The following is a 12,246-nucleotide window of genomic DNA, read 5'->3' on the forward strand; positions in this document are numbered from 1 at the left end:
CCCTCGGAGCATCAGTCGGTCAGGCGCGCTCGCAGCGGCGTGAACACCTCGAGCAGCGTGTGCGCCTGCTCCTCGGTCAGCTCATCGAGGAACAGCTCGTTGACATGACGGGCGTGCGCCGGTCGGGCCGCACGCAGCGTGCGGCGCCCCTCGGCGGTGAGCACCGCCTCGTAGCCGCGCCTGTCCTCGGGACACGGGGCGCGCTGCACCAGACCCCGCTTCACCAGCTGGTCGATCCGGTACGTCAGCCGGCCAGGCCCGAAGGCCACGGCCTTGGCGAGCTCCCCGAGCCGCAGCCGGCCAGCCGGAGCCTCGCTCAGCACCAGCAGCAGGTTGAAGTCACCGAAGTCGATGCCCGAGTCGGCCTTCATGCGCCGCTCGAGCTCAGCGGTGAGCAGCGCCGTGGTCTCGAAGTAGGCCCGCCAGGCACGTGCGTGGGTGCCGGATGCGCGTGAGGCGTGCTCCGCCGTCGTCGTCATGATTCCCCGAGCAGCGACTCGAAGTCGACGAAGCCCGAGCTGGTGGTGTCGAAGGGGTCGCTGCGGTGCCGGCTGGGCAGGGCGATCAACAGGTCGGCGAGCTCACGGCCCGCGCGCTCGATCCGGACATCGAGGCCAGGGCTGCCCCAGTCCTCGGCCGAGGCGTAGACCGCGGTGGGCAGGGTCAGCGCCTTCAGGTACGACAGCAACGGCCGCAGCGAGGTGTCGAGCACCATCGAGTGACGGGCTGTCCCGCCGGTGGCGGCGAGCAGCACCGGCATGCCGGCGAGTGAGCCCTCCTCGAGCACGTCGATGAAGGACTTGAACAGCCCCGAGTAGGACATCGAGAACGTGGGTGTGACGATGATCAGCGCGTCCGCATCCTGCACGTTCGTGCGCGCGAGCGAGAGCTCGGGGCTGGCGACCCGGGTGAGCAGCAGGTCCACGACATCGTGCGCGAGCGTGCGCACCTCGATCGTGGTGGTCTCCACCGCGGCGCCGCGTTCGTGCAGCGCCTCGGTGGTCGCCTTCTCGAGCCGGTCGGCCAGCAGCCGGGTCGACGACGGCTCGCTGAGCCCGGCGGTGATGACGGCGATCCTCATCAGAAGTCCTTCGCGATGGCGGCTGCGGTATCCACATCATCTCGCTCGACGTGAGTCTCGGCGTGCGTGGCACCAGCGGCTGCGAGCAGCGCGGCGTGCGTGGGCGCGTCGGGGACGCCCGGCGCGCGCAGGCGGTCGAACTCCTGGCGGAGCACCGGGACCACCTCGGTGCCGAGGATCTCGATCTGCTCGAGCACCGCCTCCTGCGGCAGCCCGGCGTGGTCGATGAGGAACAGCTGGCGCTGATAGTCACCGGCGTAGTCGCGGAAGCCGAGGGTGCGCTCGATGACTTCCTCCGGGGTGCCCACGGTCAGTGGCGTCATCTCCGAGAAGTCCTCGAGGCTGGGGCCGTGCCCGTACACCGGGGCGACGTCGAAGTACGGGCGGAACTCCTTCATCGCCTGCGCCTTCGTCTCAGCCATGTACACCTGTCCGCCGAGCCCGACGATCGCCTGCTCCGGGGTGCCGTGCCCGTAGTGGGCGAATCGCTGGCGGTAGAGCTTCACCATCTGCTCGGTGTGCTCCTTGTTCCAGAAGATGTTGTTGTGGAAGAAGCCGTCGCCGTAGTAGGCGGCCTGCTCCGCGATCTGGGGCGAGCGGATGGAGCCGTGCCAGACGAAGGGGGGTACGCCGTCGAGCGGTGCCGGGGTCGAGGTGTAGCCCTGCAACGGGGTGCGGTGCTTGCCCGACCAGTTGACGACCGGCTCGCGCCACAGCTGGCGCAGCAGCGCGTAGTTCTCGACGGCGAGCTCGATGCCGTCGCGGATGTCCTTGCCGAACCAGGGGTAGACCGGGCCGGTGTTGCCGCGCCCGAGCGTCAGATCCACGCGACCGCCGGAGACGTGCTGCAGCATCGCGAAGTCCTCGGCGATCTTCACCGGGTCGTTCGTAGTGATCAGGGTGGTGGTCGTGGTCAGCAGCAGCCGCTTGGTCTTGGCGGCGATCCAGCCGAGCATCGTGGTGGGGCTCGAGGGCACGAACGGCGGGTTGTGGTGCTCGCCGGTGGCGAAGACGTCGAGGCCGACCTCCTCCGCCTTGAGCGCATACGAGAGCATCGCCTGGATGCGCTCGCCCTCGGTGGGAGTCGTGCCGGTCGTCGGGTCGGGCGTGACATCACCGACGGTGAAGATCCCGAACTGCATGCTGGTCATGGGCTCATCCTCTCACAAGTGGTTCAAATCTGAACTACTTAACACGAGTGAGGCGGGATCCATTCCCGACGGCGTCGCTCGCCTCCCCGTGCGGCCTTGCCTCGTGAGTGCGCACATCAACGGTGAGCTCGCACCGTGCTCGGTGCGCACTCACCGGGCGTGTGCGCACTCACCGGGGACGGGACGTCGGTGGCGGGTCGTAGCCTGGCGTCATGCGGATCGGATCACACGTCGAGTCAGAGGACCCCATCGCCGGCGCGAAGGCGCGAGGTGCCGATGTCGCCCAGATCTTCCTGGGTGCGCCGCAGGCGTGGAAGGACCCCGAGGTGCTCTACCCGGGGGGTGCGCGGGCGCTGCGGGAGGCGGCGGCCGAGGCCGACCTGCAGCTGGTGGTGCACGCGCCCTACCGGATCAACGTCGCCAGCACCAACAACCGCATCCGGATCCCCAGCCGCACGTTGCTGCAGAAGCAGGTCAACGCCGCGGCCGAGATCGGGGCGATCGGCCTGGTGGTGCACGGCGGCCATGTCGGCGCCGATGACGCCCTCGAGGTGGGATTCGACAACTGGCGCAAGTGCTTGGAGAAGCTCGAGCGCCCCACCGCCGTGCTGATCGAGAACACCGCCGGCGGCGAGGGTGCGATGGCGCGAGGCGTCGATCGGATCGCTGCGCTGTGGGAGGCCGTGCGTGCGGCCGGCGAGGAGAACGTCGGGTTCTGCCTCGACACCTGCCACGCGTTCGCCAGCGGCGAGCCGCTCGTGGGGCTCGTGGACCGCATCACGGCAGCCACCGGCCGTGTCGACGTGGTGCACGTCAACGACAGCCGCGACCCGTTCGGCTCGAACGCCGACCGTCACGCCAACCTCGGCCAGGGACACATCCTTGCCGACGACCTGCTCGCGGTGATCCGCGACGCCGACGCACCTTCCCTGGTCGAGACCCCCGGCGCCTACCTCGAGCAGGGGACCGACATCGCCTGGCTGCGCGAGCGGCTCTGACCGGATCGGCGTCAGCGCGTCGCGAGCGCCTCGTCAGCCTCGCGCCGGCGTCACCGTGCCGATCAACGCCCGAGTTCGCTGCAGATCGTCGGGTTCGTTGGGAACACCCAGCGAACCCGACGATCTGCGACGAAGTCGGCGACAGCGGGCCGCCGCTACTGCGCGATGATCGCCTCGTTGCCGGCGTCCTGCGCCTGCTGCAGCGCCTCCTCGACCGTGATGGCACCGAGGAACATGTCGCCGAGGTACGGCCCGATCGCCGTCAGGCCGGCGTTGGAGCTCGGGCCGACCGGCGCCGGGGTGGTCTGACCCGCGGCCTGCTCCACGAACGCGGCGGTGTCCACGCCCTGCTCGGTCCAGTAGTCGGTGAACGCCTGCTGCGCGTCGACGGCGGCCGGGAAGGCCGAGCCGTCCTCGGCGAGGAACATCTGGCCTTCGGCGGACCCGATCCACGCGAGCACCTCGGCAACCTCCTCCGGGTGCTCCGTGGCGGCGTTGCCGAGCGCGGCCACCGAGTGGACCACGCCGATGCGGCCCTCGGGGCCTGCGACCATCGGCGCGATGCCCCACTCGAAGCTGTCGCCGATGTCGGCCATCGCCGGGAGCGAGTACTGACCGGACTGGAACAGCGCGAGCTTGCCCTGCACGAAGTACTCGCGTGACAGATCCCCGTTGGCGTTGGTGTCGGCAGCCGGCGGCGCCACGTGGTGCGTGTTGATCAGGTCCACGAGGTACTGGAACGCAGCCACACCCTCGGGGCTGTTGAACGCGTACTGGTCGCCATCCTGGAACTGCGCACCGTTCTGCGCGAGGAAGTCGATGTAGATCGCCTGCAGGTCGTTCTGGGCGTTGAACCCGTAGACCTCGACGCTCTCGGGGTCGAACCCCTCCTCGGCCGCGGTCACGCCGGCAGCGTCGGTGGTGAGCTGCTGCAGCGCCGGCAGCAGAGTGTCCTCGTCGGGGTTCGGGCTCCAGGCGAGCTCGTTCGGGTCGATCCCGGCCGCGTCGAGCAGGGTGGCGTTGTAGAACAGCGCGATCGAGTCGGTCAGCTGCGGCACGCCCCACAGCGAGCCGTCGCGCGTGTAGAGGTCAGCCGAGCCGGCGCTCCACTCGTCGTGGTCCTCGCCGAGCACCTCGGAGATGTTGAGCAGGTTCCCGTTGTCGGCGTAGATGCCGTAGTTCGAGGTGTTGGTCCAGAAGATGTCGGCCATCTCGCCGGCCTGGATGTCGAGCGGCAGCTGCTCCCAGTAGTTCGCCCACGGCACGGTCTCGATCTCGACCTCGATCTCCGGGTGCTGCTCGGTGAAGGCATCGAAGGACGCCTCGTAGGAGGCGGCTGCGGCCTCGTCCCAGAGCCGGAAGGTGACGGTGGTGGCGTCGCCGCCCGCGGAGCCGCCTGTGTCGTCGTCGGAATCTCCGGATCCCGGCGAGCAGGCCGCGGCGGCGAGCAGTGCGCTCGCAGCGACGAGCATCATGAGGCGTCGTTGGGCGCGTGCAGTCATGGTTGAGATCCCCTTGTTCACGATGGTGGGACCACCGTAGTCGCAGCCGCCGCCCGTGCGCCGCGGTGGTTCGGGTCCGTCCGCATCGCGACCGGAGCCCTGACCTTCGTCGTCAGTGCGAGCCCGACCCCGGCAGGTCGACCGCGTCGTTCTCGCCGACGTCGGGGCGCTCGCCGGTGATGGCGGACTGGACGAACGCCACCGCCGCGGCGATGGCTCCGCCCGGGGTGTCCCAGTACTCCGCGCTGGTGCCCCGCACGTGCAGCAGCGCCAGATCGGCGGACTCGCGGCCCTCGGGGAACCACGCCTCGGCGGCGCGATCCCAGAGCTCGTCAATCTTGGCCTCGTCGCGCACCACTTCGGCTGTGCCCGACAACGACACCCACGATGAGCCGTCGTCGAACGAGGCGTTGACGCGCGGCGCCAGCGCGATCTGCCGCGCCTGGTCGCTGTCGGAGGAGACGAAGCACCACAGGTTCCCGGTGTCGGTGACCTGCTGGGGTGTCATCGGGCGCGAGCGCAGCTCGTCACCATCCCGTGTCGTGATCATGCAGAAGCGTGCTGCGCGCATCAGTGTCAGCACCTTCTCGACGTCGCTCATGTCCGCCCCGCCGATCGCGCGGTCAGTCGGTGCCGAGCTCGTCGTGCGCAGCGGCGGCAGCCGCGGACTCGGAGTGGGCGCCGGCGTTGGCGAGCCGGCCGCCGCTGTTCTCCAGGTGCGCGCGCACGAACCACTGGAACAGCTCCAGCTGCCGTACCTGGCCGACGAGCATGTCCTCGGTGATGGGGTCGATCTCGCCGACCTCCTTCTGGACCGTGCGCATGTCGGAGATCACGCCCGTGTAGACGAGGTCCAGGGCCGCCAGGTGCTCGACCGTGCTCGCGCGCCCGATCGAGTAGTCGTCCCACGTGCGGGACGCGACCAGGGCGCCGGGGGTGCCGTTGGGCGAGACGCCCATGGTGGCCATGCGCTCCGCGGTCTCGTCGACCATCTCGCGCACGGCGTCGATCTGGGGATCGAGCATCTCGTGGACGCCGATGAAGTCGGGGCCGACCACGTTCCAGTGCGCGTGCTTGAGGGTCAGCTGAAGGTCGTTCAGCGCGTGCAGCCGCAGCTGGAGCAGCTCGCCCACGCGGTGGCCCTCCTCGATCGAGAGGCCGGGAACGGTGAAAGCGGCGTCGGGGCTGTCGTTGTGGTGTGTCATTGACCCAGCCTGCCACGGACCTGCGACATGGGCGAGGCAACGGCACCTGGATACTGGGGCGATGACGTTCACCACCCGCCCCGAGCTGATCGGCACGTTCGGCATGGTGGCCTCCACGCACTGGCTGGCATCGGCGAGCGGGATGGCGGTGCTGGAGGCGGGCGGCAACGCCTACGACGCCGCCGTGGCCACCGGCCTCACCCTGCACGTGGTCGAGCCGCACCTCAACGGGCTGGCGGGCGAGGTACCGGTCATCGCCCACGAGGCCGGAACGGGGCGCAGCTTCGTGGTGTGCGGGCAGGGCGTGGCACCAGCGGCAGCCACGCTGCAGGCGTTCGCCGGTCTCGGTGTCACCGAGATCCCCGGCGCCGGGCTGCTGGCCGCGACCGTGCCCGGGTCGTGGGGTGCCTGGCTGCACCTGCTCAGCCGGTACGGAACGCTCCCGCTGCGCGACGTCGCCCGGTATGCGATCGGCTACGCCCACGACGGTTACCCGCTGCTGCCCACCGCCGCCGCCACGATCGGCACGCTCGCCGAGACCTTCCGTGAGCACTGGCACGGCTCGGCTGCGCTCTACCTGCCCGACGGCGCGGTCCCCGCCGGCGGCGCGCGGTTCCGGAACCCGGCGCTGGCCGCCACGCTCGAGCGGCTGGTCGCCGAGGGAGAGGCAGCCGGCGGCAGCCGCGAGCAGCAGATCGAGGCCTCTCGCCGAGCCTTCTACTCGGGCTTCGTGGCCGAGGCGATCGAGGAGTTCGCTCGCACGCCGGCCTGGGATGGCGCCGGCGCGCACGCGGGGTTCCTCACGGCTGCTGACCTCGATGCCTGGACCGCGACCGAGGAGGAACCCGCCGCCGTCGACGTGCTCGGCCATCGCGTGCTCAAGACCGCGGCCTGGGGGCAAGGGCCGGTGCTGCTGCAGCAGCTCCAGATGCTCGAGACGCTGGGCGCGCACGAGCTCGAGCCGGGCTCGGCCGACCTCGTCCACACCGCCGTCGAGGTGGCGAAGCTCGCGCTCGCCGACCGGGAGGCCTGGTACGGCGAGCAGGGCCAGAGCGGCCTGGTGCGCGACCTGCTCGACCCGAGCTACGCCGTCGAGCGCGCTCGGATGGTCGGCGAGACCGCCGACGGCACCCTGCGGCCCGGCTCCCCGGGCGGCCGCGAGCCGCGCCTCGCGCAGGCGGTGACCCGTGCGATGGCCGACGGCGGAGCCTGGGCCGACGGGCTGGCCTCACCTGTGCAGCCGGGACAGGGCGAGCCGACCGTGCCGCGCGGCGACACGTGCCATCTCGACGTCGTGGACCGCTGGGGCAACGTCGTGGCGGCGACGCCGTCGGGCGCGTGGCTGCAGAGCTCGCCGACCATCCCCGAGCTGGGCTTCGCGCTCGGCACCCGGGCACAGATGTTCTGGCTCGAGGAGGGCTTGCCCGCCTCGCTGGTGCCGGGCGCGCGGCCGCGCACCACGCTGAGCCCCGGGATGGTGCTGCGCGACGACGGCTCGCCCGCGTTCGCGTTCGGCACCCCGGGCGGCGACCAGCAGGACCAGTGGACGGTGCCCTTCCTGCTGCGACACCTCACCGGGGGTGAGGACCTGCAGGCGGCGATCGACGCGCCGTCGTGGCACACGACGCACGTGCCGAGCTCGTTCGCGCCGCGGGTGGCCGAGCCGCGCGGGATCCGCGTCGAGGAGCGACTGGGGGAGGGCGTGATCGCCGAGCTGCGGCGCCGCGGTCACGAGGTCACGGTCGCCGGTCCCTGGTCGCTGGGGCGGATCAGCGCCGCGGGGATTCGCGGGGACGGCATGCTCCGCGCCGCGGCCAACGCACGCGGGATGCAGGGGTACGCCGTCGGGCGGTGAGCGCCGTGTCTCCGCCTGGCGCCGCGTCGACGCCTAGCATGACCCGAATGGTGACCCAGAAGGACATCGCCCGTCGAGCCGGCGTCTCCGTGTCGGTGGTCTCTGCCGTGGTGAACGGCACGTCCCACACGCGGATGAGCGACGAGACGCGCGAGCGGGTCGAGGCGGTGCTCACCGAGGTCGGCTACGTGCCCAACGACGCCGCGCGGTCGCTGCGACGGCAGCGGGCGGGCACGATCGCTGTGGTCGTGGAGAAGGTCGACAACCCCGTGTACCGGGACATGTTCCACGGGATCTACGACGCCGCGGAGGCGCGGGGGTGGGCCGTGGTGCTCGGTGACACCATCTGGATGCAGTCGGGCAGTCACTTCCTGGCGCGACTGCTCGGCCGCGGATCGATCGACGGCATCCTGCTGCGGCACGACGGCATCATCGACGAGACCGTGATGCGACTCCTGCGCACGCAGCAGACACCGGTCGTCACGCTCGAGGGGCGGCACGCTCCTGATGGTCGGTGGCTTGCCGTCGACGACGTCGGGGCCGGCAGGATCGCCACGGCGCACCTCATCGAGCTCGGGCACCGGGAGATCGCGTACGTCGGGGGTGGGCGCGCGTTCGTGACGACCGCACGCTACGACGGCTACGTGACGCAGATGCGGGAAGCGGGTCTGACGGCCCGGGCGCTGGTCGCGACCGAGTTCGGCTTCGAGGCCGGCAGCAAGGGTCTGGTCATGGCGCTCGCCCAGCGGCCACGCCCGACGGCGGTCGTGGTGAACAACGTGATCTCCGGCATCGGGCTGCTCGCCGCGGCGCACGACGCCGGCCTCCAGATCCCCGAGGATCTCTCGGTGATCGCGATCCACGACGCCGAGATCGCGGACAACGTCCGGCCGACGTTGAGCACCGTGAAGCTACCGATGGCCGAGCTCGGCACGCGCGCGGTGGAGGAGATCGCCACCGCGCTCGACGGGCGACCGCCGCGTGCGGGCATCCTCCACGACCCGGCGCCCCAGGTGATCATGCGGGGGAGCAGCGCGCCGCCAACGAGTGGCCAGCCGAGCTGACCGTCTGAGCCGCGGTGACGTGACGTCACGTCACAGTCTGGTCACGGGGCTTGACGCCAGGGTGTGATGTCGTGCACAGTTGACGCAACGATACGTCAGCATCGAAGCCGACCGTCAGGCACCGCCGCCGCCATGGAGGATCCACCGTTGAGTCACGCCAGTACCCGCACCGTTCTGCTCCGCTCGTCCTGGGCCAACGTCAACATCGGCGACGTCGCCCACTCGCCGGGCCTGATCACGGCCCTCCTCGGCGCAGCCCCGCAAGCGCGCATCATCCTGTGGGCGCAGCGTCTGGGTGAGCGGGAGGAGGCGATGCTGCGGCGAGCCAACCCGACGATCGAGATCGTCCGCGGAGACATCGACGACGACGGCGTGCCGAACACGCCGGAGCTGCTGGCAGCCTGGGACGACGCCGACGTGCTCGTGCACGGTTCGGGTGCCGGCGCCTTCCGCGATGATCTGATGCTCGCCTGGCGGGCGCGCACCGGTCGACCGTACGGGTACGCGGGTGTCACGGTCGATCCTCTGTGCCCGCCTGCCTGGGGACCGCTGGACCAGCTGCGGACGATGACGCGGGACCTGCCCCCGACGTACCTCGAGCCGCGCACCCGCGAGACGCTGGCCGGTGCGGAGTTCATCTTCGCGCGAGACTCGATCACGCTGGAGTTCCTGCGCGCGCAGGGTGTCACCGCCGGTTCGCTCGAGTTCGGGCCCGACGGCACCTTCGCCTACACCCACCGCGACGATGCCGCCGCCGACGCCTTCGTCGCCGAGCTCGACCTCACTGCCGGGGCGTTCGGGTGCTTCGTGCCCCGGTTGCGCTACACCCCCTACCCCGACATCTACGGGACAGCGCGCACCCGCGAGTTCGACCGGCGGTATGCGATCAATGCCGGCACCGTGGGGCCCGACCTCGACGCGCTCGCCGCGGGGATCGCCGCCTGGGTCCGCGCGACCGGGCAGCCCGCGGTCGTGGTGCCGGAGATGAGCTACGCCGTCGAGCTGGCGCAGCGTGAGCTCGCGCCGAGGCTGCCGGCCGATGTCGTGGAGCAGGTTCTGGTGCTCGGCCGCTACTGGCCGCTCGAGGAGGCGAACGCCGTCTACGCCAGGGCCAGGGCGGTGGTCTCGATGGAGTGCCACTCACCGATCCTGGCTTCGGTCCACGGCACCCCGACGCTCTACCTGAGGCAGCCGACCGACACGATCAAGGGGGAGATGTACGCCGACCTCGGCGCGGGTGACGCCGTCGTCGAGATCGAGCGCGACGGCGCCGCGGGAACCGCCGCGGCGGTCGAGCGGCTGCTTGCCGACGAGGAGGGAGCGCGAGCGAGCTCGCGTGCACTCAACCGCACCGCCGTCGACCGGCTGCACGCGGTGGCCGCCACGGTGCTGACCGGAGAGCCCCCTCGGCCATACCCGCTCGCGAGCGAGGACCTCGCCGGTGTCGCGGCTCGCTGAGCGGCCGCTGCCGGCCAGCCGGGAGCGGCCGCCGGCACCGCGCGCTCCCGTCAGGCGTTCGGTGAAGCCGTTGGCGCGGTGGCGGCGTGACCGCCTGCTGCTGCTGCTGGCTGCGCCCGGCGTGGTGGTGGTGCTGCTCTTCCACTATGTGCCGCTGCTGGGCAACGTGATCGCCTTCAAGGGCTATCAGCCGTTCCTCACGATCGCTGAGAGCCCCTGGGTGGGGTGGGACAACTTCCGGGTGATCTTCTCTGGTGACCCCGTCTTCGTGAACGCGTTGACGAACACGTTGATCATCACGCTGATCCAGGTGCTGTTCGTGTTCCCGCTGCCACTGGCCCTCGCACTGCTGCTCAACGAGGTGATCTCGGAGCGGCTGAAGCGAACCGTGCAGTCGATCCTCTACATGCCCCACTTCCTGTCGTGGGTGATCGTGGTCGCGATCTTCCAGCAGGTGCTGGGCAACGCCGGCATGATCAACGCCTTCCTGCGGGCGCAGGACCTGGAGACCTTCTCGATCATCGGCGTGCCGGAGCTCTTCAAGGTCCTCATCACCTCACAGGTGATCTGGAAGGACACCGGATGGGGCACGATCATCTTCCTCGCCGCGATCAGCCGGGTCGACACCTCGCAGTACGAGGCGGCCGCGATGGACGGCGCCGGTGCGGTGCGCCGGATGTGGCACGTGACGCTGCCGGCGATCCGGTCGGTGTTCATCCTGCTGCTGATCCTGCGTCTGGGTGACGCGCTCACCGTGGGCTTCGAGCAGATCATCCTGCAGCAAGGAGCTGTCGGAGCGACCGCGAGCGAGGTGCTGGACACCTACGTCTACAACCACGGCATCGTCGGTGGGAACTGGGGGCAGGCCGCGGCGGTCGGCCTGACGAAGGGTGTGATCTCGGTGCTGCTGGTGCTGGGCGCGAACAAGCTCGCGCACATGTTCGGCGAGCGGGGGGTGTATCAGAAGTGACTACCGTCTCCCCGCTGGGTCTCACCTCGAAGCCACGCACGCCGCGGCGTCCGCCGAACGCCGGCCGGCCGGCCTGGATGGGCAAGCCGAACCGGGTGCTGATGGCGCTCCGCGGCCTCATCCTCGGGCTCGGGTGCGCCGCCGTCATCCTGCCGTTCGTCGCGGTGGTCTCCACCTCCCTGGCCACCCAGCAGGAGGTCACCGCCAACGGCGGCTTCGTCTTCTGGGTCCGGGAGCCGACGCTCGCCTCTTACCAGGCCATCCTCTCGGGCGGTGTCGTCACCCGGGCACTGGCGGTCAGCATCCTCATCACCGCAGTCGGGTCGTTGCTGTCCCTGGTGTGCACGGCCGCCCTCGCCTACGCGTTGTCGCGGCCCGGCTCGCTGGGCTCACGGCCGATCCTGCTCGCGGTGCTGTTCACGATGCTGTTCAGCCCGGGGATGATCCCGATGTACCTGGTCGTCAAGCAGCTAGGTCTGCTGGACAACCTGCTGGCGCTGGTACTGCCGGTGCTGATCAACGCCTTCAACGTCATCGTGATGCGGGAGTTCTTCCTCGACATCCCCGCCGAGCTCACCGAGTCGGCCCGCATCGACGGTGCTAACGACCTCACCATCCTGGCGAGGATCGTGCTGCCGCTGTCGAAGGCCGTCATCGCGGTCATCGGCCTGTTCTACGCGGTCGGGTACTGGAACGCCTTCTTCAGCGCGCTGCTCTACATCAGCTCGCCGGAGAAGTGGCCGCTGCAGCTGGTGCTGCGCACCTACGTCGTCAACGAGACACCCATGGGCGTCGACGATGTGGGATCCGGGTCCGACAGCCTGCCCCCGCAGCTGTCGATCCAGATGGCCATCCTCGTCATCTCCATCGTTCCGATCCTGCTCGTCTACCCGTTCCTGCAGAAGCACTTCACCAAGGGTCTGATGATCGGCGCCGTCAAGGGCTGATCGTCAGGGCCATCC

The 12,246-nt window shown here is 70.2% G+C and carries 12 protein-coding genes; 6 read left to right on the forward strand and 6 right to left on the reverse strand.

The window, feature by feature from the left end; all coding sequences use genetic code 11:
* Positions 1 to 11: 11 nt before the first annotated feature.
* Genes GPA03_RS14630 through GPA03_RS14640 form a run of 3 tightly spaced genes read right to left on the reverse strand, consistent with a single transcriptional unit; the run spans position 12 to position 2,223 of the window.
* Positions 12 to 479 carry a MarR family winged helix-turn-helix transcriptional regulator gene (locus GPA03_RS14630; protein ID WP_156252772.1) on the reverse strand — a complete coding sequence of 156 codons (468 nt, stop codon included), beginning with the start codon at positions 477 to 479 and terminating at the stop codon, positions 12 to 14.
* The gene (locus GPA03_RS14635) at positions 476 to 1,081 is read right to left on the reverse strand and encodes an FMN reductase (RefSeq protein ID WP_206673579.1); all 606 of its coding nucleotides are present in this window, start codon (positions 1,079 to 1,081) and stop codon (positions 476 to 478) included. Before GPA03_RS14635 ends, GPA03_RS14630 begins: the two co-directional genes overlap by 4 nt.
* Entirely contained in the window at positions 1,081 to 2,223 is a 1,143-nt protein-coding gene (locus GPA03_RS14640; RefSeq protein ID WP_156252927.1) for a CE1758 family FMN-dependent luciferase-like monooxygenase, read from the reverse strand. The genes GPA03_RS14635 and GPA03_RS14640 overlap by 1 nt, the downstream gene beginning before the upstream one ends.
* Before the next feature lie 221 nt (positions 2,224 to 2,444).
* On the opposite strand from GPA03_RS14640, the gene GPA03_RS14645 reads away from it, so the two are divergent.
* A complete protein-coding gene (locus GPA03_RS14645) occupies positions 2,445 to 3,230 on the forward strand; it encodes a deoxyribonuclease IV (RefSeq protein ID WP_156252774.1) in 786 nt (261 codons plus the stop codon).
* Between the two features lie 155 nt (positions 3,231 to 3,385).
* On the opposite strand, the gene GPA03_RS14650 is transcribed toward GPA03_RS14645, so the two are convergent.
* The 3 genes from GPA03_RS14650 to GPA03_RS14660 all read right to left on the reverse strand — a co-directional run bounded on the left by GPA03_RS14650 (position 3,386) and on the right by GPA03_RS14660 (position 5,937).
* Positions 3,386 to 4,732, reverse strand: coding sequence for an ABC transporter substrate-binding protein (locus GPA03_RS14650; protein ID WP_156252775.1), 1,347 nt, complete (start codon positions 4,730 to 4,732; stop codon positions 3,386 to 3,388).
* Between the two features lie 112 nt (positions 4,733 to 4,844).
* Positions 4,845 to 5,333, reverse strand: a complete 489-nt coding sequence (locus tag GPA03_RS14655) for a pyridoxamine 5'-phosphate oxidase family protein (RefSeq protein WP_156252776.1) — start codon at positions 5,331 to 5,333, stop codon at positions 4,845 to 4,847.
* Between the two features lie 22 nt (positions 5,334 to 5,355).
* Positions 5,356 to 5,937, reverse strand: coding sequence for a Dps family protein (locus GPA03_RS14660; RefSeq protein ID WP_156252777.1), 582 nt, complete (start codon positions 5,935 to 5,937; stop codon positions 5,356 to 5,358).
* A gap of 61 nt (positions 5,938 to 5,998) precedes the next feature.
* Here GPA03_RS14660 and GPA03_RS14665 point away from each other — a divergent pair, with 61 nt between their 5' ends.
* The 5 genes from GPA03_RS14665 (at position 5,999) to GPA03_RS14685 (ending at position 12,231) form a co-directional block, all read left to right on the forward strand.
* Entirely contained in the window at positions 5,999 to 7,792 is a 1,794-nt protein-coding gene (locus GPA03_RS14665; protein ID WP_156252778.1) for a gamma-glutamyltransferase family protein, read from the forward strand.
* A gap of 47 nt (positions 7,793 to 7,839) precedes the next feature.
* Positions 7,840 to 8,856: a LacI family DNA-binding transcriptional regulator gene (locus GPA03_RS14670; protein ID WP_162458385.1), complete on the forward strand. Its 1,017-nt coding sequence runs from the start codon at positions 7,840 to 7,842 to the stop codon at positions 8,854 to 8,856.
* A gap of 147 nt (positions 8,857 to 9,003) precedes the next feature.
* Entirely contained in the window at positions 9,004 to 10,314 is a 1,311-nt protein-coding gene (locus GPA03_RS14675; protein WP_162458386.1) for a polysaccharide pyruvyl transferase family protein, read from the forward strand.
* The gene (locus GPA03_RS14680) at positions 10,298 to 11,284 is read left to right on the forward strand and encodes an ABC transporter permease (protein WP_156252781.1); all 987 of its coding nucleotides are present in this window, start codon (positions 10,298 to 10,300) and stop codon (positions 11,282 to 11,284) included. The genes GPA03_RS14675 and GPA03_RS14680 overlap by 17 nt, the downstream gene beginning before the upstream one ends.
* The gene (locus GPA03_RS14685) at positions 11,281 to 12,231 is read left to right on the forward strand and encodes a carbohydrate ABC transporter permease (protein WP_241681315.1); all 951 of its coding nucleotides are present in this window, start codon (positions 11,281 to 11,283) and stop codon (positions 12,229 to 12,231) included. The genes GPA03_RS14680 and GPA03_RS14685 overlap by 4 nt, the downstream gene beginning before the upstream one ends.
* The last annotated feature ends 15 nt before the right edge of the window (positions 12,232 to 12,246 follow it).

The organism is Pseudactinotalea terrae (assembly GCF_009733845.1).
Classification (GTDB): domain Bacteria; phylum Actinomycetota; class Actinomycetes; order Actinomycetales; family Beutenbergiaceae; genus Pseudactinotalea; species Pseudactinotalea terrae.